This window comes from Pelobium manganitolerans (assembly GCF_003609575.1).
Classification (GTDB): Bacteria; Bacteroidota; Bacteroidia; order Sphingobacteriales; family Sphingobacteriaceae; genus Pseudopedobacter; species Pseudopedobacter manganitolerans.
The window spans coordinates 331881-356766 of record NZ_MBTA01000001.1 but is presented as its reverse complement, the minus strand read 5'-3'; the positions used below and the strand labels follow the sequence as shown (position 1 = coordinate 356766).

Here is a 24886-nt window from a genome sequence, read left to right as displayed (position 1 = left end):
TAGAGATTAAATATACCTATTCACCAAGTTCTCTAAGAACTCTTGTCTGCCACTAATGGTTTTAGGTTCACCATTTTCTGCAGCATAGTTTCTTAAGTCTTCTAAACTCAATTTTCCGTTTTCAAATTCTTTACCTTTTCCGCTATCAAAAGAAGCATAGCGCTCCGCTCTGATTTTTTTGTAGTCAGATTTTTGCAAGATGTTGTCTGCCGTAATTAAAGCACGGGCAAATAAATCCATACCGCCAACATGCGCGTAAAATAAATCTGCTTGATCTGTAGAGTTTCTTCTGATTTTTGCATCAAAGTTAACGCCACCGCCTTGCAAACCGCCACCCTCTAAAATAATTAGCATGGCTTCGGTAAGTTCGTTAATGTCGTTAGGGAATTGGTCTGTATCCCAGCCGTTTTGGTAATCGCCGCGGTTAGCGTCAATAGAACCCAATTTTCCGGCATCTACGGCTACCTGTAATTCGTGTTGGAAAGTATGCCCCGCCAAGGTAGCGTGGTTAACCTCTAAATTCAGCTGAAAATCATCCAACAAATCAAATTTCTGCAAGAAACCTAACACAGTTGCCGCATCATAATCATACTGATGTTTAGATGGCTCGCAAGGCTTAGGCTCGATAAAGAAACTCCCTTTAAAACCATTTTTACGTGCATAATCTTTGGCAGCATGTAAAAACTTCGCAAAATGCTCTTGCTCGCGCTTCATATCGGTATTCAACAAAGACATGTAGCCCTCTCTGCCGCCCCAAAACACATAATTTTCTCCGCCCAAAGCGATGGTTGCATCTAAAGCTGCTTTAACCTGCGCCGCTCCGTGTGCCAAAACGTGGAAATCCGGATTGGTGGATGCACCGTTCATGTAACGCTTGTGCGAAAACAAGTTTGCCGTTCCCCATAACAGTTTAATGCCTGTTTCTGCTTGCTTTTGCTTGGCATATTCTACCAAAGTTTGCAAACGACGCTCATTTTCGGCCACGTTATCGCCATAATCTACCACGTCCACATCGTGGAAACAGTAAAAAGGCAAATTCATTTTGGTTAAAAACTCAAATGCCGCGTCCATTTTGTCTTTCGCGCGCTCAATCACGTCGCTTTTTGCATCCCAAGGAAAAATATGCGTAGGCCCGCCAAACGGATCGGCGCCATTACCGTTGAAAGAGTGCCAATAAGCTCCCGCAAAGCGGAAATGCTCTTTCATGGTTTTGCCGGCAACCACGCGGTTTTCATCGTACCATCTAAAAGCCAAGGGATTATCGCTCTCCAAGCCTTCAAATTTGATTTTCTCTATTCCTTTAAAGAATTCTGCCATAATGTATTTTTTAAATTGTTGTATGCTGTATGTTTAAGAAAGTTGTTTTTTCAATAAGTTTTTCCAGCTTTCGTAAGCCTCTTCCAAGTTGTTTTTTTGAGGTTCAATCAGCTGTAAAGGCTTGGTGCTTGCAAAAGCATCGGCGGCAGAAGCAAAAATGCCTGCGCCAATTCCCGCGCCTATAGCCGCGCCGTGGCTACCGTCGTTATTGTAAAGCTCCACCGGTACGCCGGTGATGTTGACAAAACTTTGTGCAAAAACATCACTTAAAAAAAGGTTGGCCTTGCCCGCTTTAATCACCGATGCCTGCATCCCATTTTCTTTAAGGATATCAAAGCCGTAGCGGAAAGCGAAAGCGATGCCTTCTTGCGCCGCGCGGAAAAGATGCGCTTGCGTGTGGATGTTAAAATCGATATTGCTGAATTGCGCGCCTATCAATTTATTATTCAGCATCCGCTCGGCACCGTTGCCAAAAGGTAAAATGCTTAAGCCTTCACTTCCTTCGGCCACGCCCGCGGCCAATTGGTTAATTTCTGTATAGGAAAGCGCGTCGCCGGCAATACTTTTTGTCCAGCGGTTTAAACTTCCGGTCCCATTAATGCACAATAAAACGCCTAATCTTTTCGCTTGCGCCGAGTGACTAACATGCGCAAAAGTGTTTACACGAGATTGCGGATCGTACAGCAGCTGATCGGTAACGCCGTAAATTACGCCCGACGTACCTGCAGTAGATGCTACTTCGCCCGGTTCGGTAACGTTTAAAGATAGTGCATTGTTGGGCTGGTCACCGGCTTTATAACTCACCGCAACGCCTTCTTGCAGGCCAAGTTTTTGCGCAACTTCTTTATCCAACAAACCGTGTGTAGCAAAAACAGGCTTTATCTTAGGGATGAAACTTTCTGGGATGCCGTAATATTTTAGCAATTCGTAAGAAACTGTCCCTTCTTCAAAATCCCACAAAACCCCTTCAGATAATGCGGAAACCGAAGTAGTGGCTTCGCCGGTTAACTTCAAAGCTATAAAATCTCCGGGCAACATCATCTGTTGCACCGTTTCAAACACTTCGGGCTCGTTTTGTTTTACCCAAGCTAATTTAGAGGCGGTGAAGTTTCCTGGAGAGTTGAGGTAGTGCGCCAAACAAAACTCTTTTCCTAAATCTTCAAAAGCCTTGTTGCCAATATCAACCGCGCGGCTATCGCACCAAATGATGCTATTTCTTACGCTTTGCGCCTGCTGGTTTACCAACACCAAACCGTGCATTTGATAAGCAATACCAATTGCGGCAATGTCTTTGGGCTTATATTTACCGCTGGCATTGCACTTTAAAATAGCCTGTTGCACGTTGTGCCACCATAGGTCTGGCGACTGCTCGGCCCAACCGGCTTTTTTGGCAATAATTTCTGTTTCTTTATCAGGATAGCTTGCGCTGGCTACGTTTTGGCCGTTTTGCGCATCAACCACAGAAACTTTGATAGACGATGTCCCAACATCAATCCCTAATAAAAGCATATATAAAATTTAAGATTTATACTATATCGGGCAATAAAAAATCAAATGTAATTATTTTTTCAGAACTTGCAATCGATTGCTTAAAATTCTTTTTTACATATTGCATCCGGTATGGAAAACCAGAAAAGAACCACGATTTACGACATTGCTAAAAAGCTAAACCTCAATGCCTCATCGGTTTCCAGAGCCTTAAATGGCAGCAGCAATGTGAGCGAAAAAACCAAGGAGCTGATTTTAAAAACAGCTAAAGAGCTCAACTATCGCCAAAACAGTATAGCATCTAACCTGCGCAAAGGTGAAAACCGCACCATTGGCGTGGTGGTTCCGCGTATTAATCAAAACTTTTTTTCTAATGTAATTGCCGGTATTGAAGAGGTTACTTATCAAAAAGGCTATAACCTGATCATTTGCCAATCCAATGAATCGTACCAGCGCGAAATAAAATGCGTGGATACTTTAATTAACCAGCATGTTAGCGCTATATTTTTATCCATAAGCGCCGATTTTGAAGACAATGAACATCTAAAATCAGTTGGAGAACATCAGATAAAATTAATCCAGTTTGACCGTGTAGACGATGAGTTAGACACTTTTAAAGTGCTTTGTGGCAATGAAGAAGCCTCTTTTGAAGCTGTTGAGCACCTGTTGACGCAAGGCTACAGGCGCATTGCTTTACTAGAAGGTCCGCAAAACCTCAATATCTTTAGGCAACGGAAAAAAGGCTATTTAAGCGCCCTAGCCAAACATGGCCTTTCTTTATTACCCGAGCTTATTGTTGAAAACGCCTGGACCCGCGAACTGGGCGCCGCCGCTACAGAAAAACTATTGGCTTTACCGCAACCGCCAGACGCTATTTTTGCCTCTACATCTGACTTTGCGGCTTTGGGCGTATTAGATGTTGCGCAAGCCCGGGGATTAAAAGTGCCACAAGAGCTGGGCATCATCGGTTTTTCTAACGAGGCTTTCACAGAAATTACGCAGCCATCTATAACCACCATTGATCAGTTTAGTAAAGAAATTGGAAAAAACGTGGCCAACCTCTATTTCCAGAAGCTTTCTAAGACAGCAAGTAGCGAGACCAACAAAATCGTGTCCATCCGTCCAAAACTGATTATCCGCGGTTCCACCCTCCGAAACGGAATTTAATTTCCTAAAATCGGATATAATTTCTGCCTTTAGCCTTTTGGGGCGCTCCATTCTGTTTTAAATTAAAAAAGCCGGCTTGTAATGAAAATTTGCAGAAACAGCTATAAATTTTTACTTATCCACACCTTAAAACCCTGCTTAACAGCTTGATAGTTGCGTTTCCCTTTGCTGAGTCAACGTTTATAAATCAGCTGTGGAAAACTGCACTTCTTAAATTTTATTAAGGATGATAAATTTGATGAAAAACCCTTTTAATTTTCGGAATTAATCATCCATCAACATAAAATAGACATAGCTATGGCAAAAGCTTCTACAACCAAAACGGCTAAAGGCCTAAAATTTGAACGCTATTTTAGCAAAGACGGCAAAAGCGTTTACGACCTTTTTGATTATGATAAACGATCGTCGGTAATCAGGAACCCATCGGGCGATGCGGTTTTTGAGATGAACGATGTAGAAGTGCCGCACAGCTGGTCCCAAGTGGCTACAGACATTTTAGCACAAAAATACTTTAGAAAAGCGGGTGTACCGCAGGCCGACGGAAGCACCGGATCGGAAAAAAGCATTAAACAAGTTGCCCACCGTTTGGCAAATTGCTGGAAGCTGTGGGGCGAGCGTTACGGCTATTTCGCCAGCGCAAAAGACGCCCAAGTTTTTTACGATGAGCTGGTGTACACAATTATTGGCCAATTGGCCGCGCCTAACTCGCCTCAATGGTTTAATACCGGCCTACACTCTTCTTACGGAATTACCGGCGGTCCGCAGGGGCACTATTATGTTGATCCAACAACAGAAAAACTCGAGAAATCAACCTCCGCATACGAAAGGCCACAACCGCACGCTTGTTTCATTTTGTCTGTAGAAGATGATTTGGTAAATGAAGGCGGTATTATGGATTTATGGGTGCGCGAAGCACGTATTTTTAAATATGGCTCGGGCGTGGGCACCAACTTCTCGCGCATACGTGGCGAAAACGAAAAATTGAGTGGTGGCGGTTACTCCTCGGGCTTAATGTCCTTTCTAAAAATTGGCGACCGCGCCGCTGGCGCAATCAAATCTGGCGGTACTACCCGCCGTGCAGCTAAAATGGTTTGCCTGGATCTGGACCACCCCGAAATAGAAAGTTTTGTAAACTGGAAAGTGGAGGAAGAGAAGAAAGTAGCTGCTTTAATTGCTGCGGGTTACGCTTCTGACTACGAAGGTGAAGCTTACCGCACGGTATCGGGCCAAAACTCTAATAACTCTGTACGCATTCCAAACACGTTTTTCAAAGCATTAGAAGACGGTAGCGGCTGGGATTTAACCGCCCGTAGCGATGGCCGCCGGATGAAAACCATCAGCGCCAATAAACTTTGGGACGATATCGCTTTTGCAGCTTGGGCTTGCGCTGACCCTGGCGTACAGTTTGACACCACCATTAACGAGTGGCACACCTGCCCGGCTGGCGGCAGAATTAACGCCTCTAACCCATGTAGCGAGTATATGTTTTTGGACAATACCGCTTGCAACCTAGCATCCATTAACCTGCGCCACTTCTTTGATTTAGAAACTTTAATTTTTGATGTTAAAGGTTTTGAACATACCTGCCGTTTATGGACAACCGTGTTGGAGATTTCTGTGTTAATGGCGCAGTTCCCGTCAAAAGAAGTAGCACAACTTTCTTATGACTACCGTACTTTAGGTTTAGGCTATGCCAACCTAGGCTCCATGTTAATGGTGGCCGGCATCCCTTATGATAGCGAAAAAGCACGCGCAATAGGTGGCGCCATTACCGCGATTATGACGGGTACCGCTTATGCAACGTCAGCAGAGATGGCGCGCGAGTTGGGTACCTTTAGCCGTTACCAAGATAACAAAGACAGTATGTTACGGGTAATGCGCAACCACCGTTACGCGGCCTACAACGCAACAGATAATTATGAAGGTATAGAGATTTTGCCTCCGGGAATTGACCAAAAAGTGTGTCCGGATTATTTGCTTTCTGCCGCATGTAACGCGTGGGATAAAGCAGTGGAAATGGGCGAAAAACACGGTTATCGCAATGCGCAAACCACCGTTATCGCCCCAACAGGCACTATCGGTTTAGTGATGGATTGCGACACAACCGGTATTGAACCTGATTTTGCTTTGGTGAAATTCAAAAAGTTATCTGGTGGCGGTTATTTCAAAATTATTAACCAAGCTGTACCCGCGGCCTTAAGAAACTTGAAATACAACGAAGAAGAAATTGAGGCTATTGTAAACTATGCAAAAGGTGCGGCTTCTATTAAAAACGCTCCTCACATTAACCCAGACAGCTTAAGGGCAAAGGGTTTTACGGAAGCGGATCTGGAAAAACTGGACAAAGCCATTGTTTCTGCTTTTGAAATTGGCTTCGCTTTTAACGTGTGGACTTTGGGCGAAGATTGTTTAAAACGCTTAGGCTTTAAAGCCGAGCAATACAATGCGCCAGATTTTAACGTGTTACGTGCTTTAGGCTTTAGCCGTACGCAAATTGCCGAAGCTAACGAATATGTTTGCGGCACCATGACCATTGAGGGCGCTCCGTACCTTAAAGAAGAGCACTACCCGATATTTGACTGCGCAAATAAAAACGGTGCAAAAGGCGTACGTTACATCCACGCGCACGGCCACATCAAAATGATGGCGGCAGCACAGCCGTTTTTATCGGGTGCAATTTCTAAAACCATTAACCTGCCAAACGAGGCTAAGGTGGAAGAAATTAAAGAAAGCTACGAGCTATCTTGGAAGCTGGGCTTAAAAGCAAACGCGCTTTACCGCGATGGTTGTAAACTGTCTCAGCCTTTATCTACCAAATCTGACCAAAAAGAAGATAAATTAGATACGGTTGACGAGGTTTTAGGCAAGGCCGCAGAACTTAAATTGAGCGACTTAACGCCAGAACAGGTGTTAGAAGCCGCTACCGCGATATTACAAAAATCGGACGATACACACTTTATGCGCCAGTTATCCCGCGTGGTGCAGAAAAAAGTAATGCCTGCAAAACGCAGAGGCTTTACCCAAAAAGCGAGTATCGATGGACAAACCGTTTTTGTGCGCACAGGCGAATATGCCGACGGAACTTTAGGCGAAATTTTTGTGGACATGCACAAGGAAGGCGCAACCTTCCGCTCTCTGATGAACTGTTTTGCCATTGCGGTTTCTGTTGGTTTACAGTACGGCGTGCCGCTTGAAGAGTATGTGGAGAAATTCACTTTCACCCGTTTTGAACCTGCCGGAATGGTATCTGGCCATGCCAATATCAAATCGGCAACCTCCATCATCGATTATATTTTCCGGATGTTAGGTTACGATTATTTGAACCGCACAGATTTGGTTCATGTAATTACAGAGCAAAATGTAGTTACCGAAAACCCCAGCATGCAAGATACAGATGTAAATACCGATGCCACAAATGTTTATGCACCTAAACCGGTAAAAGAGGCGCTTAGCGTACAGGCAACTATAAAAGGCCAATCGGTAGATTTATCTATGGGGGCACAGTCAGATGCGCCGGCTTGTAGCAGTTGTGGGCATACCACCATCCGCTCTGGCACTTGCTATAAATGCCTTAACTGCGGAACGTCTATGGGCTGTTCTTAAGAAGCAACAATACAAACTATCACTAAAAGTCCTGCGGATAATACACCGCGGGACTTTTTTGTTTCTGCCGTCCGCCGTTTTAAATATTAAAGTAAACGCTCCCAATAATGGCACATTAAATGCAGGTTTTATACCCGACAAGAGCCTCACAACGGCATTTCGAAAATCAGGAACTATGCAGAACAAGAAACTTACCTTCAGAGATTATCCAAAAATTTTAAAAGAAACTTTTAGCGCCTTTATGGACGATAAGGGTTTAAAACTAAGCGCTTCCTTAGCTTATTATACTATTTTTTCGCTTGCGCCGATGTTGATTGTGCTGCTATCCGTAGGTGGGCTTTTTTATGGACAAGAGGCTTTGCAGGGAAAGGTATTTTCGCAAATAAACGATTTTGTTGGCAATGATGCAGCAATTTTCATCCAAAATACGTTGCAAAAACTCGAGCTTTCTGGTAAAGGAACCGTGGCTATTGTTACCGGTATTGTCACTTTGGTTATAGGAGCATCGGGTATTTTTGTTGAGATACAAGATTCCATTAATACCATTTGGCGCGTAAAAGCCGTACCCAAAAAAGGGTGGGTTAAACTGCTCATTAACCGCGTGTTATCCTTGTCCATGATTGCCAGCCTTGGCTTTATCCTCATCGTCTCTCTGCTTATCAACAGCTTGGTGTTGGTTTTTAGCGATATGCTGTCTAAATACCTGCCCGATTTTACTTTGATTTTCATCGATGTGATTAACCTGGGGATCACCTTTATTGTATTGATGGTGCTTTTCGGCATCATTTACAAAGTACTGCCGGATGTAGAGATTAGCTGGCGCCAGATAAGATCAGGTGCATTTTTTACCGCTTTGCTGTTTATGCTGGGCAAATATTTAATTGGCCTGTACATCCAATACGCCGCCGTGGGCGATATTTACGGCGCTGCCGGTACTGTTGTGGTCATCGCGGTTTGGGTCTATTATTCGGCCGCCATATTGTTTTTTGGTGCCGAGTTTACCTGGGCACACGCAAAAATACGCGGCGACTACATCCAACCTTCCAAACACGCGGTGGCTATCCGCCAAGTAGAAACCCAGCACCGAAGCGATAGCGTTGATTTAAGCTAAATACTTACCTTCGTGGCAGATGAAAAAAACAGTTTTCTGCGCCGTGGCTTTTGTGGTATTCGCTTTCGCGATGTTGGGCGCTGTGCAAAAACCTTACGCCCAGCAAATCCCAAGGTTTAATCCGGATACGGTACTTACCTTTAAACTAGAGCAAGATGCCGTGGTAAAGGTAGGTAAAGCCGGTTTGGATGTAGAAGATTTTATCCATCAGATTGTAACAGATACCAGTTTTTACGAGGCTTTCCGCCTGATGAAAAAGTATCACTTTACCGCAGAAAATCAGATTTACACCTATAACAAAAAAAACAAGATTACAGGAAGCATCAAGCGTAAGCTGCAACACTCGCCCGCTGGGCAACATCTTAAAATTTTAGAAGAGCGCAGCAGCGGTAACCTGCGCAAAAAAAACGGCGATTATCAGCTTAAAACCCTGGACCTGTTTGATCATTTATTCATGGGCGCTTATCAGTCGGGCTATTCACCTAACACCAATACCGGCGCAAAGCCCGAAAGTAAAAATGATGGTTACAAAGAAAAGTTGAAAACCTTAATTTTTTCTCCGGGGCGGCCAGTGAAAGGGATACCGCTAATTTCTGGCAAAACAGAAATTTTTACACCAAACATGCGCCAATATTACGATTACGCTTTCGCGAAAGGGATGTATTTAGACTCGATTCCGGTTTATCGCTTTAAAGTAACCGTAAAACCCGATTTAGGCTCTTGGACAGAGGATGGCATTATGATTAAAGAGTTGACAACCATATTTGACCAGCGGAATTTCCAGATTTTAGGCCGTTATATAGACATGAAATTGAACAACTTAGCTTTTGATTTTGATGTGCAAATGAACATTGAAATGAGCTATTTTAATGAAGAGCTTTTACCTACAAAAGTAAGCTACCAAGGCAATTGGAACGTTCCGTTTAAGAAAGAGGAACGCGCAAGCTTTTTGGTTTTGCATAAAAATTACCGCCTATAAAATTAAAAAAAGCAAATATGCTGTAACACAAGCAGGCTAAACGGCGTCTTATCTAAAAGTTTTTGAAATGGCGCCAGCCACAATCCGCTGCAATTGAAAAATTTTTTAGTAATGTGTTAATGCAGTGAAAGACGCTCCGGAACGTGGAGCGTTTTTTATGCGCTTTTGTTTGGCAAATCATTTTTATGCTCTTAGAGCCTGTTTAAATTTATATTGTAAAAATGTTTATCACTTATTTTTGAGCGAAACAAGACGTGTTTTTGCAGAGATAGCGGGGCTTCTACCTCAAAAAAACACAACAAAGTTGTAGCCGAAAAGAAGCATAAACAAATTATTAGATAAATTTTAAACGGGCTCTAAATATTTAGCCTTATTTTAGCAAAAAATTACAAAATGAATTTTCCGGCTGAATTAAAATACACCAAAGACCACGAGTGGGTAAAAATTGAAGGCGACCATGCAATTGTAGGCATCACATCTTTTGCACAAAGAGAGTTGGGCGACATTGTTTATGTGGATATTAACACCGTGGGCCAAGAAGTGAAAGAAGGCGAGGTTTTTGGAACCGTGGAAGCTGTAAAAACGGTTTCTGATTTATTTATGCCTTTAACCGGCACCATTTTAGAAATTAACCCACAGCTGGATGCAAGTCCAGAGTTGGTTAACCAAGATCCTTACGGCGACGGTTGGATGGTGAAAGTGCAATTGAGCGGCGGTGTAGAAGGCCTTTTATCTGCCGATGACTACCAAGCTTTAATAGGCGCATAATCTACTATGTTGAGAACCTTAAAGTTTCAGTGGCCCGCTATATTGTGGGCTTTACTGGTGCTTATTTTGTGCGATATCCCGATGAGCGATGTGCCCGGAAGTTCGCATTTTTTTGAAGGTTTTGACAAAATGGTGCACCTAGGATTTTTCTTTGTGCTTACCGTATTGTTGTTTTACGGAAAAATTAAGCAACAAAACAGCTTCGAATACCGTTTACTCACTATCGTTAAAATAGTAGCTATAAACGTGTGCGTAGGTGGTGGCATCGAAATTTTGCAATGGAAAGTGTTTACTTACCGATCTGCCGAATGGTGGGATTTTTTCTCGGACATGTTGGGTTTGGGAATGGGCGTTTTTAGTTATTTACTTTTACACCGTAAATCTAGATCACTAAAAACTACATCTTTAAGATCATGAAAAAAATTATTGCCTACTCTTTTTTGCTAGCTACCCTAATGTGCTTTAGCAGCTGCAGTATCTTTAAGCGCGGTTGCCGTTGCCCCAAATTTTCAAAACAGGCTGTTCCTGCTAGCCAGCCTTTAGCAAAACGTTAAATTCCGCCGAGCCTATTTGGAATTGATTTAAATAAGGTTTATTTTCGTGGCAAATCATTCAATTAAGGCAATGAAACTATCGCAACTACAAATAGGCCAGCAAGGAATTATCAAAGAATTTACAGATTTAGAAATGTCTGTAAAATTAATGGAAATGGGCTGTTTGCCGGGCGAATGTATCAAACTTGAGCGGATTGCACCGCTTGGCGACCCAATTGCCGTGTCTGTTGCAGGATACCAATTATCTTTACGCAAGCTAGAAGCCTCTACCATTGAATTGATTTAGCCAAGGGTTTGAAAAACAAGAAGAGAATTGCTTTAGTCGGCAATCCAAATACCGGAAAATCAACCATTTTTAACGCCTTAACCGGTTTAAACCAAAAAATCGGGAATTTTCCCGGCGTTACCGTCGATAAAAAATCAGGGTTTACAAAGCTAGCGGATGGCGAAACCATCGAAGTTATCGACCTACCGGGAACTTATAGTTTATATCCTAAAAGTGCTGACGAAACCATCGTTTTCGAGGTTTTAGCAGATAAGCAAAACAGCGCGCACCCAGATATGGTAGTGGTAGTGGCCGATGCTACCAACCTTAAAAGAAATTTATTGCTGTTTACCCAAATTGCCGACCTTGGTTTGCCGGTTATTTTGGCGCTAAACATGATAGACTTGGCGAAAAAAGGCAATATCGAAATTGATATTGATGGTTTGGCAAAAAGGCTAAACGTGCAGGTGGTGGCTTTGGCGGCACGTAAATCGCAGGGTTTAGATGATCTTAAAAAAGCCATCCAGTTCCAAAGCGAAACTGCTTTACAGGCTTCAACCATCGCGGTAAAATCACTTGCTCCAGAAATTATCAGCGAAGTTGCCACGCGCTTAAACATCAGCAACCCTTATGTGGCTTTGCAGGTAGCCCACCAACACGGCAATTTAAAGTATTTAAGCAAAGACGAGCGCCAAGAAGTGCAAGAAGTTTTACAACAGCACAGTTTCCACTCGCCAAAAATACAGGCCAGCGAGACCATAGCCCGTTACAGCTTTATTAACGAGGTATTGCTAGATACCGTAAAACACACCACCGTTGCTATTGAAGAGAGCATCAGCAATAAAATAGACCACTATTTAACGCACAAAGTTTGGGGTTTTGTAATTTTTATCGGGATTCTTTTTGCCATTTTCCAATCCATCTTTGCCTGGTCAGAGTATCCGATGATGCTCATCGAGACCTTATTTGTTTGGCTCGAAAAACTGGGGCACGATTATTTACCTGCCGGCGCCTTAACAGATTTGCTGATTGACGGCGTTTTGGCCGGCCTTAGCGGCGTAATGGTGTTTATCCCGCAGATTGCACTGTTATTTGCATTTATTTCTGTTTTGGAAGATACCGGCTACATGGCCCGGGTAACCTTTATGATGGACCGCCTGATGCGCAAGGTGGGCTTAAACGGCAAATCTGTGGTGCCCATGATTGGCGGTTTAGCTTGCGCCGTGCCATCTATCATGAGTGCGCGGACTATCGAAAACTGGAAAGAACGGATGATCACCATCATGGTAACACCTTTGGTAAGTTGCTCGGCACGTTTACCCATCTATACCTTGTTAATCTCTTTGGTAGTGCCCAATAAAATCGTTTTCGGCTTTATCCAGTTGCAAGGTTTAGCTTTAATGGGTTTGTATGTAATGAGTATAGTTGCCGCTATTTTGGTGGCCTGGGTAATGAAGTTTATCCTAAAGAGCAAGCTTAAAGGCTATTTTATTATGGAGTTGCCGGTGTACCGGATGCCACGCTGGCGCAATGTGGGCCTAACCATGTACGAGAGCGTAAAAACCTTTGTTACCGAAGCCGGAAAAGTAATTATTGCGGTGTCTATCGTGTTGTGGGTGATGGCAAGTTACGGGCCGGGAGATAGGTTTGAGAAAATTGAACAAAAATACAGCGGACCTGCCTATACCCAAAAGTTCAGCGAGGAAGAAATAGACCGTATGGCAGCCTCGGAAAAGCTGGAAAACTCTTATGCCGGTTTGGCGGGTAAAGCGATAGAGCCAGGAATTAAACCGCTTGGCTTCGATTGGAAAATTGGCATTGCACTAATAACTTCTTTTGCTGCACGTGAAGTTTTTGTAGGTACCATGGCTACATTATACTCTGTAGAAGGCGATGCCGATGACATGAATTCGGTACGAGAAAAAATGGCCAACGCCAAAAACGCCGAGACGGGTTTGCCGGTATTTACGGTTGCTTCTGCTTTTTCTTTGATGATGTTTTACGCTTTTGCCATGCAATGTATGAGCACCATGGCGGTGGTTTACCGCGAAACTAAACACATCAAATGGCCTGTTATCCAATTTGTGTATATGCTGGTATTAGCTTACGTAGCTAGCTATTTAACCTACGTAATGCTGTCGTAACCCAAGCATAGCATGATTTTTAGTCCGCAACAACTAGAAACCTTTTTAGCAGTAAAAATTGAGAATTTTGCGTGGCATAAAGATAACATCGCTTACAGCGGATGTACCTTTTGTGTAGGATCAAATAAGGTAGCTTTTAGAAAAGCCAAAGTTACGCCTAAAAAAATCGGCGCTTTTGTAGCAATTTGGGATAAAAGTGTCGCAAATAAAAATGTACCCTTGGCATCTCAAAACTTAGATTATCTTTTAATTGCTTGTGAAGATGGTGTTTGGGATGGTTTGTTTGTTTTTCCGAAAGCAGTATTGTTAGAAAAGAATATCATCTCTGAAAACGGAAATGGCGGAAAATTAGGATTTAGGGTTTATCCACCTTGGGTTTCGCCCGATAATGCGCAAGCCATCGACACGCAGAAATGGCAAATGGTATATTTTGTTGATTTGGATAAACCGGAATCTAACGATTTTTTTAAAAGAATTGCCGGCAATACCATTTGGGCAACCGGCAATCTTGCTACACACAATTAAAGTTTTTCGCCGTGCTGAGAGATATCCAAACCTAAATCTTCATCCTCGGAAGAAACACGCAAAGGGCTGATAAAATCTGTCAGCTTCAGTAACAGCCAAGATCCGCCGAAAGCGAAAACAGAAACCCCAACCAATGCCAGCAAATGCACCAAAAACAAATGCGTTTCGCCAAAAATTAGTCCGTTACCGTTTTCAATTGCCGGGTTAATATGTTGGTTGGCAAATACGCCCGTTAGCAACATGCCCACCATACCGCCCACGCCGTGGCAAGGGAAAACATCCAAAGTATCATCAATAGAAGTGCGGGTACGCCACTCTACAATTAAATTGCTTACTACTGCCGCTGTTACGCCGATAATTAGCGAATGTGGGATGGTTACAAAACCGGCCGCCGGCGTAATAGCTACTAACCCAACAACTGCCCCAATACATGTACCCATTGCGGATGGCTTACGACCTTTATATGAATCGAAGAAGATCCAGGCCAAAGCTGCTGCTGCCGAGGCCGCCATTGTGTTAGCTAAAGCGATGGAGGCTAAATCGCCGGCGGCATAGGCCGAACCGCCGTTAAAGCCAATCCAGCCAAACCATAATAAGCCCGTACCCAACAAAACGTAAGTTACCCGCGCCGGCTGATGATTAGGCTCGCTACGTTTTTTTAGATATAGTGCCGATGCTAGAGCCGCCCAACCGGCAGACATGTGCACTACCGTTCCGCCCGCAAAATCCAATACGCCAAGTTTAAACAATATCCCGTCTGGGTGCCAAGTGGAGTGCGCCAAAGGGGCGTATATAAAGATGAAGAACAAACATATAAACAGACAGTAAGAAATAAAGCGGATACGTTCTGCAAAAGCGCCGGTAATTAAGGCCGGGGTGATAATGGCAAATTTAAGCTGATAAAGCGCAAAAAGGACTAAAGGAATAGTTGGCGCCAAGGGCCAAGGTTTGCCATCAATAACGTGGTTCATCATAAAAAAGGTGGCCGGATTTCCGATAATGCCACCAACTGTATCTCCAAACGCCAAGCTAAAGCCGAAAACCATCCACAAAACGCTAATAATTGCCATGCATATAAAGCTTTGCAACATGGTAGAGATGACGTTCTTTTTATTCACCATTCCGCCATAAAAAAAGGCTAAACCGGGCGTCATAATCAAAACCAGTGCAGATGCAGTAAGCATCCAAGCTATATCCGAGTAATTATAGGCACTAGTATCTACTTTTGCCGGAACACTCGGAAAAAAAAGACCCACAATCACAATAATCGCTAAAAAAACGAAGGGTATTTTAGATAATTTCTTTGCCATTTCAATTTTATTAAAAAACTTAGACAAAAGTATCTAACCAAACTAAAAAAAAGAAGCCTTTATTGATTTTTTTGTATTAAATTTTAATATTTACCACAAACCACAACAAAATATGGTTGAATTTTACGGAATTTAGAGCAAACAATCTCCAATAATTCCTTTTTATTACAATTTAGAAGATGTTTTTTTAGAACTAAGCAGATAAAGGCAAAGAAAGATAGAAAACGCTTCCTTTTTTAGGCTCGGAATAGAACCAGATGGCGCCGTTTTGCAAACCGGCGTATTCTTTACAAAGCAAAAGCCCCAAACCGGTTCCTTTTTCTTTATGTGTACCGAGGGTGGATTGAACATCTAAAGAAAATATCTTCTGTTGGTTTTCTAACGAAATGCCCATGCCACTATCTGTCACTTTAAAAAGGGCTTCTCCGTTTTCTACGCTAAGCGTCAAAGACACTTCTCCGCCAACTTCAGAAAACTTTAAGGCGTTATATAACAGGTTGCGAATAATTAGGTTTAACATGTGTTCATCTGCCAATATGCGCGGACAGGCAAAACTACTTTTAAAGCTAATTTGCTTTTCGTTGGCTTTTTCTTCTACTTGTTTTAACAAATTGGCTAAACTCACGGCTGCATCTAAAGAAACCAAATGGGCTCGGGTCCCGCCCAATTGTCCTTTTGCCCAAATCAGCAACTTATCTAGAAGCTCATAAGCATCATTTGTTGATTTAATTAAAGCGTCTTCGATGGTTTTTCGCTCCTCGGCACTTAACTCATTAGTTCTTAAAAAATCCAAGTATTGCTTTACAGCGCCAACGGGTGCGCGCAAATCATGCGATACAATAGAAAAAAGCTTATTTTTACTGGCGTTTAGCTGCTCAAGGGCGGTGGCTTTTTCTTCCAAATTAGCGCGTTGCCTGTTATAGGCGCGGCGGGTATAAAAAATACTGATGCTCATTAACACCAATATCAAAATGTAAGTAGCTAAATTGTCTATGTACTGCGCCGCACGCGTGTGGTAACTCACCAGTATCGTGTCTGGCCGGCTGTACTCCGCATAATATAAACCACCAACAGTTAGCACATTTAGCACAATCCAAAACAGCAAGCGTTTTTTATGCGCTACGGAGGTCATAAGATATAAAACACCCAACAACAGCAAGGCCGTAGGCCCCGCAATGCCGCTATTGGTAAAGTAGCTTAATATAAGCGCCAAATGTAGCTCTACACCGGTAATGGCAACCGCCAAATTCAATTTACGCTCTACCCGGCTAATGTATAGTATTACCCCCTGTATCAGGCAAACAATAATGCCAATAATAGCCGACTCAAAAAACCCGAGCGTTACGTTTACAAAAAAGGTAAGTACGGTAGTAAGACAAACCGAAAAAGAAAAGATGTGGAATATGCGGTGCTCCAATGAAAAATCCGTCTCGCTGCCGATAAACAGTTTTGGTAAACGGCAAAGAAAGCGAGACAAACTTTTCATAAATGCTTAGGCGTTGAAGTGATAAAGGAAAACCGCTTCGCCGGTAAACGCGGGCTTTTTCTCGTCCTTAATTTCTAACTCGATAGCAATATTTGCGCGGGTTACGCCTCTTAAATTTGCTATAGCCGCTAAACGGACTTTTAAACGCACCTGACTATTTACCTTTACTGCTTGGGCAAAACGCAATTTCTCAATCCCATAATTAATCTCCATTTTAAGGTTTTGGATAGCTATAATCTGTTTCCAAAGATAAGGGATAAGCGATAGCGTTAGATAACCATGCGCAATAGTGCTTTGGAAGGGGCTGTCCGTTTTAGCACGCTCCTCATCAATATGTATCCATTGATGGTCCAATGTAGCGTCGGCAAAAAGGTTAATCTGTTGCTGGCTTATCTGATGCCATTCCGAAACGCCCAGCTCTTGCCCTAGGTAAGATTCAAACTCCGCGTGATTTTTAATCGTAATCATATCTTATGCTGTTGTAGATTTAAATGCGTTCCAACCCTGGGCCTTTAGCTCGTGTATATTTCCAGATTTTGTAATTAAATAATTTCCCGCGCTCTCTTCAGTAATATAACCGATGATGGATATATCCACATCATGTTTCATTTTATCGTAATCGGCCTGCTTAATTGTAAATAAAAGTTCGTAATCTTCGCCGCCGCTTAAAGCACAAACCGTTGGGTCCAAACCAAATTCACGCGCCGTATCCACCGTCATAGGATCCAAAGGGATTTTCTCCTCGTAAATTTTACAGCCTTTTTTAGATTGGCTGGTGATGTGCAAAATTTCTGAAGCTAAACCGTCTGATACGTCAATCATGGATGTCGGTTTTATCTCCAGCTTGGCTAATAAATCTACAATATCAATCCTAGCTTCGGGTTTTAGTTGGCGTTCTACAATATAGTCTTTTCCTTCTAAATCTGGCTGTATGTTTGGGTTGCTTAAAAAGACCTGCTTTTCGCGCTCCAGCAATTGCAAACCAACATAAGCCCCGCCCAAATCGCCGGAAACACAAATTAAATCACCTTCTTCGGCGCCGTTACGGTAACAAATGTTTTTTTCTTCGGCATAGCCGATGCTGGTCACCGAAATTACCAATCCTTGTTTAGACGAGGTGGTATCGCCACCGATTAAATCTACCTGATATTTTTTGCAAGCCAGCAGCATTCCTTCGTAAAGTTCTTCCACCGCCTCTAAAGGGAATTTACTGGACAGCCCGATGGATACCGTAACTTGGCTGGCCGTGCCATTCATCGCGTAAATATCGCTCAAGTTTACTTGGATAGCTTTATAGCCTAAGTGCTTTAATGGGGTAAAAGCCAAATCGAAGTGTATGCCTTCTAACAACATATCCGTTGAAACTAGGGTTTTTTTATTGCCAAAGTCGAGCACGGCCGCATCGTCCCCCACTCCTTTAACCGTGCTTTTTTGGTTGAGCTTGATGTGTTGCGTCAAATGTTTTATCAGGCCAAATTCTCCTAAATTGGCTAGTTCTGTCTTCTCGCGCTGTTCAAACATTTTTAATTCTTTTTTCGCAAAGTTAAATAATGCCTTTTAAATAGCGGGTTAAATAAAATATATGTGCCCAACCAACCTATTTCTAATCCGACCCTCCACCGGCAGACGTTCAATAATAACCCGGACTTTACCCGTACCTAACTAAGACCTTACCCGCGATTTATACGGGTAACGTCCGGGTACAGTCCGGGCTATGTCCGGGTGAAGTGCGGGTGAAGTGTAAATAAGTTATGCTTCATTTCTAAAGTCTTTACATCATAAGGCATATACATTTTTTAACGTGTTATAAATGAAAACTGCATTTTTCTTGCTAAGAATAAGTCTGCGAGATGCCTCGGGGCAAAACGGAGCAATAATTTTTGCTTTTTAATTTTTACTTTTCACTTTTTAAATCGCTACCTTGATTTATATATAAACCATGAATATTTTACATTTAAGTGCGGAGTGCTATCCGGTGGCAAAAGCCGGCGGTTTAGGCGATGTTGTAGGCGCATTGCCCAAATACCAAGTCGGTTTAGGCGTGCAGGCTATGGTGGCTATGCCTTTTTATGACCGTAAGTTTAGCCAAAGCCATCAGTTTGAAACAGTTTATCAGGCTTCTTCCAAATTGGGTTACCGGAGTTTTGATTTCCAAGTTTTAAAAGAGCAGAACAACACCTTAGGCTTTGAGCTATACCTCGTAAAAATCCCCGAACTGCTGGATCGGCCCGAGATTTACTCGTACCCAGATGAAACCGAACAGTTTGTAGCTTTCCAACTGGCAGTTTTAGATTGGATTATCGCCACCGGCAAAAAAATTGATGTTTTCCATTGTCACGATCATCACACGGGCTTGGTTCCGTTCCTTATTAAATACTCTAACAAATATCTTGCTCTAGCGCAAACGCCCAGCGTTTTCACCATCCACAACGGCGAATACCAAGGTTGGATGGGCTGGGAAAAATTTCATTACCTGCCAGAAGTAAGTGCCGAAAGCGGTGGTGTGTTAGAATGGAACAATTGTATAAACCCTTTGGCTGCCGCGATAAAATGCTGTTGGAAATACACCACCGTTTCGCCAAGTTACCTGGAAGAAATAAAGCACCACGCGCACGGGCTAGAGTTTTTGTTTGAGATAGAGCAGGGAAAAGGACAGGGCATTTTAAACGGCATTGATGTAGAGGTTTGGAATCCGGCTACAGACCCTATGTTAACGCACCATTACCAGCGCACAAACGTAAACGAAGCAAAAGCCGTCAATAAGGCTGCCGTATGCGAACGCTTTAACTTGGACCCCAGCAAACCGCTGTTCACTTTTATTGGCCGTTTAGTCATCGAAAAAGGGGCCGACATGTTGGTAGAGCTGGTGCGCGAGGTTTTTTTGCGGCACCAATCCGAACTCAATTTCTTGATTTTAGGTTCGGGCGAGAAAGCCATAGAAATGAGTTTAGAAGAAGTGCAGCGCTACCTGCGCAATTTTAATTGCTTTATAGGTTATGACGAGGCGCTATCGCACCAGATTTACGGCAGTGCCGATTTTATTTTGATGCCCTCGCGCGTGGAACCTTGCGGCCTAAACCAACTGTACTCGTTACGCTACGGTACGGTACCTATTGTACGCTCTACAGGAGGGCTAAAAGATACCGTTATTGATATCGGCGAAAGCAACGGATATGGTATCAGATTTGATAACTTAGATACCATGGAAATGGTGCACGCCATTGACCGCGCAATGCATTTATATAACGACAGCAAAAAGCTAAACCAAGTCCGCAAAAGAATGATGGAACTAGATTTTTCTTGGAATAAGTCTGCCGCCGCCTATATAGAATTATATAACAGCTTAAAATAAAAAACTATGTACGAATCTAAAGTTATTTCCATCATTTTGGGCGGAGGCCAAGGCTCTCGGTTATCCCCGTTAACGGCCACCCGATCCAAGCCAGCTGTGCCAATAGCCGGAAAATACCGTTTGGTGGATATCCCCATCTCCAACTGTATCAACTCGGGCTTGCGACGCATGTACGTGCTTACCCAGTTTAACTCGGCATCGTTAAACAAACACATTAAAAACACCTATAACTTTAGTTTCTTTAGCCACGCTTTTGTGGATATTTTGGCGGCCGAGCAAACGCCCAGCAATACCGCTTGGTACCAAGGTACGGCAGATGCGGTACGCCAAAGCCTGCACCACATTAAACAGCACGATTTTGAATACGTACTTATCCTTTCTGGCGACCAGCTTTACCAGATGGATTTTAGTGTGATGATTAAAAACCATATTGAAAAAGGCGCCGAAATTACGATAGCCACTATACCGGTTAACGCCAAAGATGGCACTAGCTTCGGCATTTTAAAAGCCGATGCCGACTTAAACATCACTTGCTTTACCGAAAAACCGAATGCCGAGAAAATTATAGGCTGGGAGTCTGAGGTGGGCGATGAGATGAAGGCCGCCGGACGCCACTACTTGGCCTCGATGGGTATTTACCTGTTTAATAAAGACATCCTAATCAATATGTTGGAAGGTAACGACCGACACGACTTTGGCAAGCAGATTATCCCAGATGCCGTTGGGGTAAACAAAATCATCAGCTTCCAATACGAAGGTTACTGGACAGATATTGGTAACATTGATTCGTTTTTTGAGGCCAATTTGGGCTTAACCGATGATATTCCGGAATTTAACCTTTTTGCGCGGGATCCTATTTATTCGCGCGCACGGATGTTGCCCCCAAGCAAACTGGGCGGTACGCGGTTAGAAAATGTAATTATTGCAGATGGCTGTATCATCCATGCCGAAGAAATTAAAAGAGCGGTAATTGGTATCCGCAGCCGCATTGGCAAAGGCACTAAAATAAACGGCGCCTATATTATGGGTTGCGATTATTACCAAACATTAGAAGAAATTAACGGCATAGCCACGGCGCATAAGCCTTTAACCGGCATTGGTGAAAACTGCGTGATAGAAAATGCCATTATTGATAAAAACTGTTACATAGGCAATAACGTGGTCATTAAAGGTGGTTCGCACCTGCCAGATTCTGATGCCGAAACGCATACCGTAAAAGAAGGAATTATTGTAATTAAAAAAAGCGCGTACATTCCAGACGGAACTGTAATAGGCGCTTAAACGATCATTTTAAGCAATAAAGCCCTGTTTTCGATAGAAAGCAGGGCTTTATTATTTTTTTTATTTATCATTGACTAAAAAACCAACGTCAATGAAAATCATAAAACCATTACTTGCATTATTACTTTTAACTCCGTTCAGCTTATTGGCACAAGACAAAATTTACAGAACCGACGGCGAAGTTATCGAAGCAAAAGTTTTAGAAATTGGTAACCAAGAAATTAAATATAAACTGTTTAATAACCTAAACGGTCCACAGTACAATATTTATAAATCTGCGGTAAGCAAAATTATTTACGAGAACGGAACAAGCGACAGTTTTACGATTACTGATTCGAAAAGTAAAGTTGCCGACGGAAAACGGGCGCAAAACGTATTTGTAGAAATTGGCGCACAAGGCTTATTATTTACCGCAAATTACGATACGCGTTTTAGCAAAAAACGTAATGGTATAGGCGGCCGGGTGGGCTTCGGTTTGCTTGGCGCCGATGGCGTAACTTTATTTACCTTACCTGTTTCATTGAATTACCTTTTAGGCGACGGCAAAAACTTTTTTGAGATAGGCTTGGGTGCAACCTACGCCAGTTTAGATGAAAACAGCGACAGCGAAATTTTTGGAAGTGGCAGTACCGTAATTGGCACAATGGCCTTTATGTACCGTTTACAGCCGGTAAATAGTGGCTTTTCTTTTAGGGGTGGCTTTACCCCTGTTTTTAACAGCAGTGGCTTTATCCCTTATTATGCCGGCATAAGCTTAGGCTATACCTTTTAACGGCAAAAAACCGCATAAAAAAACCGGTGGCAATAAACAAAGCCATCGGTTTTTTTGCTTTTAGCGGGCGCAACTTATTTGCGCACCTTCACCACCATTTTTTTGATGTTGCCTTCGCCAATCATAGGTGCATGTACGTCTTCTGGAAAAAACACTACAAATTGATTGTCGTTAAGTGTAAACTGCATGGTGGGCTTATCGTTGTAAAACAACACATCTTTTTCTGGGTTGTATTCGCCTTTTTGGTCTTTGCACTCGTTTCTGGTTTTCCAACCGATATGCTCTGTGCCACGGATGCAAACCTGGATATCGATATTATTGTTGTGGCACTCAAACTTAGCTTCAGATTCTTCGGCAGTCATTCCTGGCTTATCAGAAACAATGGCCTTTAAACCGTCGGCTATCTCGTATTTGCCTACTTCAATTGTTGCTAAATCGGTGCTTTTAATGTACTGAAATGCCTGCGCAAAAAGCGGATGCACACCAATGTATTTTTCTGCGTTTGCTAAAGTGTCTATAATCATGTTGTTAGTTTGTTAGGGGTTAGTTTGTTAGGGATTGCGTAACGGTGATTAGTTCATTAGGGGATTTTCGTTGTGGCTATTTAGTTCATTGGTCATTGGTTCATTAGGGATTTGTATAGTGGCAAGTAGTCGATCGGTATCTTCTATACTTCACACATTCAAACTTATTTAACTAAAAGCGTTTTATCAATATCCAAAAAAAAGTCCATGAATCAAATATTGATTATGGACTTTTTCTTTTGTTTAATAGCGTTTAATTTTTCACTAATTGCCCACTGGCCTGTATACTAATTCAGCTGATGAACTTAATGAACTAATTAACTAATGAACTTTTATTATCGCTGTACACGGCCAGAACCGTCGCCACCTACTAAACCTTCCACATCAGAAAGTGTAGCGTGGTTTAAATCGCCAGGGATGGTGTGTTTTAATGCAGAAGCTGCAACACCAAATTCTGCTGCGTCTTTCATTGATTTTCCGGTTACTAAACCAAAAATGAAACCGCTAGCGAAAGAGTCGCCACTACCTACACGGTCAACAATACGTACATTGTACTCTTTAGTGTGGTGGAATTCGTTACCATCGTACACTAAAGCACTCCATCCGTTATCAGAAGCACTGTGGCTTTCTCTAAGGGTTGATGCGATGTATTTAAAGTTGAATTTTTCTTTCATCTGCTTGCAAACGTCTTTAAAACCGTCAAGGTTTAGTTCTCCTTTGGTTACGTCTGTACCTTTGCTCACAAAGCCTAAGCTGGTTTCTGCATCTTCTTCGTTACCGATACAAACGTCAACATACTGGCAAAGCTCGGTCATCACTTTTTGTGCTTTTTCTTTACTCCACAGTTTTTTACGGTAGTTAAGGTCGATACTGGTGGTTACGCCTCTTTCTTTAGCGGCTTTTAAGGCGGCCAAAGTTAAAGCAGCAGATTTATCGCTTAGCGCAGGTGTAATACCGGTTGTGTGGAACCAATCTGCACCTTCAAAAATAGCATCCCAATCAAATTCAGAAGCATCAGCCTCTGCGATAGACGCATCCGCACGGTCATAAATTACCTGCGAAGCTCTCATAGAAGCACCGGTTTCTAAGAAGTAAATTCCTAATCTTTTACCACCTCTGGCTACATGTTTTGTATCCACACCGTAACGGCGTAAGTGGTTGATAGCCGCTTGTCCGATTGCGGTATCAGGCACTTTAGAAACAAATGTTCCGTTTAAACCATAGTTGCATAAGGCAGCCGCTACGTTGGCCTCACCGCCTCCGTATGTTACATCGAATGTATCACTCTGCACAAATCTTTTGAAATCTGGAGTAGATAATCGCATCATGATCTCTCCAAGGGTTACGACTTTTTTTGACATCGCTTTGCTATTGTTTAGTAAATAAAAAATATTTGGTTTGTAAAAATTGCTAGCTATAAGAAATCAAAAGTACACTTAATGCCCACTTAAAAAGATTTTTTACCTAAAAATCATCGGTATCGATTGCGTAAATTAATAAGGCCTGGATTGCCGGTAATTGCCTTTTAATCTCTACATTAGTTATCTTTTTAATAAAAAACCTAATATTTTTAAAAAATGGATACAAAATCTATGCTTCTTAAGGCAATTACCGACCAAGGTATGCTTCCTTTATTTTTCCATGCTGATGAACAAAAAAGTGTTGAGCTAACACAAACTGTTTATGATGCCGGCGTACGTGTAATTGAGTACACCAATAGAGGAAAAGAGGCGCTTGCCAACTTTAAAAAATTAAAAGAGGTGGCAAAAACATCAATGCCCGAGCTTAAACTGGGTATTGGTACCATTAAAACTACAGAAGAGGCACAACAATTTATTGATGCCGGTGCGGATTTTATTGTTTGTCCAATTGTGGTTCCGGAAGTTGCGGAGTTAATTAACAAAGCAGGCATTTTATGGATTCCGGGCTGTATGACGCCGACAGAAATTGCCTTGGCACAAAAATACGAAGCTGGCTTAATTAAGATTTTCCCGGCAAATATTTTAGGCCAAGAGTTTATCTCATCTATCAAAGAATTATTTAGAGGCCAGCTGTTTATGCCTACAGGCGGTGTTGATTTAAGCGAGGCAAATATTGCAAGCTGGTTTAAAGCGGGTGTTTGTGCCGTAGGTATGGGCAGTAAGCTGATTAGCAAAGACATTATGGAAAACTCTAATTATGAGCTATTGGCGAAAAACACCAAGGAGGTGCTTGCCGTAATTAAATCAATTAAAAAATAA

General features: G+C 42.5%; 21 protein-coding genes. 13 read left to right on the top strand and 8 right to left on the bottom strand.

Annotated elements, in window-relative coordinates; translation table 11 throughout:
* Positions 1–6 precede the first annotated feature (6 nt).
* Both xylA and BCY91_RS01570 read right to left on the bottom strand, forming a co-directional pair.
* A complete protein-coding gene (xylA, locus tag BCY91_RS01575; RefSeq protein ID WP_120180250.1) occupies positions 7–1317 on the bottom strand; it encodes a xylose isomerase in 1311 nt (436 codons plus the stop codon).
* A gap of 33 nt (positions 1318–1350) precedes the next feature.
* Positions 1351–2826, bottom strand: coding sequence for a xylulokinase (locus BCY91_RS01570; RefSeq protein WP_120180249.1), 1476 nt, complete (start codon positions 2824–2826; stop codon positions 1351–1353).
* 111 nt (positions 2827–2937) lie between these two features.
* Here BCY91_RS01570 and BCY91_RS01565 point away from each other — a divergent pair, with 111 nt between their 5' ends.
* The 9 genes from BCY91_RS01565 to BCY91_RS01525 all read left to right on the top strand — a co-directional run bounded on the left by BCY91_RS01565 (position 2938) and on the right by BCY91_RS01525 (position 13921).
* Complete coding sequence (locus BCY91_RS01565) at positions 2938–3972, top strand: LacI family DNA-binding transcriptional regulator (RefSeq protein ID WP_120180248.1); 1035 nt, start codon at positions 2938–2940, stop codon at positions 3970–3972.
* Positions 3973–4269: 297 nt separating this feature from the next.
* Positions 4270–7575: a vitamin B12-dependent ribonucleotide reductase gene (locus BCY91_RS01560; protein ID WP_120180247.1), complete on the top strand. Its 3306-nt coding sequence runs from the start codon at positions 4270–4272 to the stop codon at positions 7573–7575.
* Between the two features lie 175 nt (positions 7576–7750).
* Positions 7751–8686 carry a YihY/virulence factor BrkB family protein gene (locus BCY91_RS01555; RefSeq protein WP_120180246.1) on the top strand — a complete coding sequence of 312 codons (936 nt, stop codon included), beginning with the start codon at positions 7751–7753 and terminating at the stop codon, positions 8684–8686.
* 19 nt (positions 8687–8705) lie between these two features.
* A complete protein-coding gene (locus BCY91_RS01550) occupies positions 8706–9665 on the top strand; it encodes a hypothetical protein (protein WP_317124670.1) in 960 nt (319 codons plus the stop codon).
* A 393-nt stretch (positions 9666–10058) separates the two neighbouring features.
* A complete protein-coding gene (gene gcvH, locus BCY91_RS01545) occupies positions 10059–10433 on the top strand; it encodes a glycine cleavage system protein GcvH (RefSeq protein WP_120180245.1) in 375 nt (124 codons plus the stop codon).
* A gap of 6 nt (positions 10434–10439) precedes the next feature.
* Positions 10440–10850 (top strand): VanZ family protein, encoded by a 411-nt coding sequence (locus BCY91_RS01540; protein ID WP_182995276.1) that lies wholly within the window; start codon positions 10440–10442, stop codon positions 10848–10850.
* Positions 10851–11057: 207 nt separating this feature from the next.
* Positions 11058–11273, top strand: coding sequence for a FeoA family protein (locus BCY91_RS01535; protein WP_120180244.1), 216 nt, complete (start codon positions 11058–11060; stop codon positions 11271–11273).
* A gap of 8 nt (positions 11274–11281) precedes the next feature.
* Positions 11282–13396 carry a ferrous iron transport protein B gene (gene feoB, locus BCY91_RS01530; RefSeq protein ID WP_120180243.1) on the top strand — a complete coding sequence of 705 codons (2115 nt, stop codon included), beginning with the start codon at positions 11282–11284 and terminating at the stop codon, positions 13394–13396.
* 12 nt (positions 13397–13408) lie between these two features.
* Positions 13409–13921: a MepB family protein gene (locus BCY91_RS01525; protein ID WP_120180242.1), complete on the top strand. Its 513-nt coding sequence runs from the start codon at positions 13409–13411 to the stop codon at positions 13919–13921.
* Here the strand turns inward: BCY91_RS01525 and BCY91_RS01520 are convergent.
* The 4 genes from BCY91_RS01520 to thiL all read right to left on the bottom strand — a co-directional run bounded on the left by BCY91_RS01520 (position 13918) and on the right by thiL (position 18238).
* On the bottom strand, positions 13918–15231 hold the full coding sequence (locus BCY91_RS01520) for an ammonium transporter (protein WP_120180241.1): 1314 nt from the start codon (positions 15229–15231) through the stop codon (positions 13918–13920). The two genes, BCY91_RS01525 and BCY91_RS01520, sit on opposite strands and share 4 nt — an antisense overlap.
* 193 nt (positions 15232–15424) lie before the next feature.
* On the bottom strand, positions 15425–16717 hold the full coding sequence (locus BCY91_RS01515) for a sensor histidine kinase (protein WP_120180240.1): 1293 nt from the start codon (positions 16715–16717) through the stop codon (positions 15425–15427).
* Positions 16718–16723: 6 nt separating this feature from the next.
* On the bottom strand, positions 16724–17185 hold the full coding sequence (locus BCY91_RS01510; RefSeq protein WP_120180239.1) for a MaoC family dehydratase: 462 nt from the start codon (positions 17183–17185) through the stop codon (positions 16724–16726).
* 3 nt (positions 17186–17188) lie between these two features.
* Positions 17189–18238, bottom strand: coding sequence for a thiamine-phosphate kinase (gene thiL, locus BCY91_RS01505; protein WP_120180238.1), 1050 nt, complete (start codon positions 18236–18238; stop codon positions 17189–17191).
* A gap of 418 nt (positions 18239–18656) precedes the next feature.
* Here thiL and BCY91_RS01500 point away from each other — a divergent pair, with 418 nt between their 5' ends.
* The 3 genes from BCY91_RS01500 to BCY91_RS01490 all read left to right on the top strand — a co-directional run bounded on the left by BCY91_RS01500 (position 18657) and on the right by BCY91_RS01490 (position 22122).
* Positions 18657–20069 (top strand): glycogen synthase, encoded by a 1413-nt coding sequence (locus BCY91_RS01500; RefSeq protein WP_120180237.1) that lies wholly within the window; start codon positions 18657–18659, stop codon positions 20067–20069.
* A gap of 6 nt (positions 20070–20075) precedes the next feature.
* Entirely contained in the window at positions 20076–21350 is a 1275-nt protein-coding gene (locus BCY91_RS01495) for a glucose-1-phosphate adenylyltransferase (RefSeq protein ID WP_120180236.1), read from the top strand.
* Positions 21351–21441: 91 nt separating this feature from the next.
* Positions 21442–22122 carry a hypothetical protein gene (locus BCY91_RS01490; protein ID WP_120180235.1) on the top strand — a complete coding sequence of 227 codons (681 nt, stop codon included), beginning with the start codon at positions 21442–21444 and terminating at the stop codon, positions 22120–22122.
* A 74-nt stretch (positions 22123–22196) separates the two neighbouring features.
* On the opposite strand, the gene BCY91_RS01485 is transcribed toward BCY91_RS01490, so the two are convergent.
* Together BCY91_RS01485 and BCY91_RS01480 are read right to left on the bottom strand one after the other, a co-directional pair.
* On the bottom strand, positions 22197–22646 hold the full coding sequence (locus tag BCY91_RS01485; protein WP_120180234.1) for a YhcH/YjgK/YiaL family protein: 450 nt from the start codon (positions 22644–22646) through the stop codon (positions 22197–22199).
* A 335-nt stretch (positions 22647–22981) separates the two neighbouring features.
* Complete coding sequence (locus BCY91_RS01480; protein ID WP_120180233.1) at positions 22982–24007, bottom strand: sugar kinase; 1026 nt, start codon at positions 24005–24007, stop codon at positions 22982–22984.
* 216 nt (positions 24008–24223) lie between these two features.
* Between BCY91_RS01480 and BCY91_RS01475 the strand changes: the two genes are divergently transcribed.
* Positions 24224–24886: a bifunctional 4-hydroxy-2-oxoglutarate aldolase/2-dehydro-3-deoxy-phosphogluconate aldolase gene (locus BCY91_RS01475; RefSeq protein WP_120180232.1), complete on the top strand. Its 663-nt coding sequence runs from the start codon at positions 24224–24226 to the stop codon at positions 24884–24886.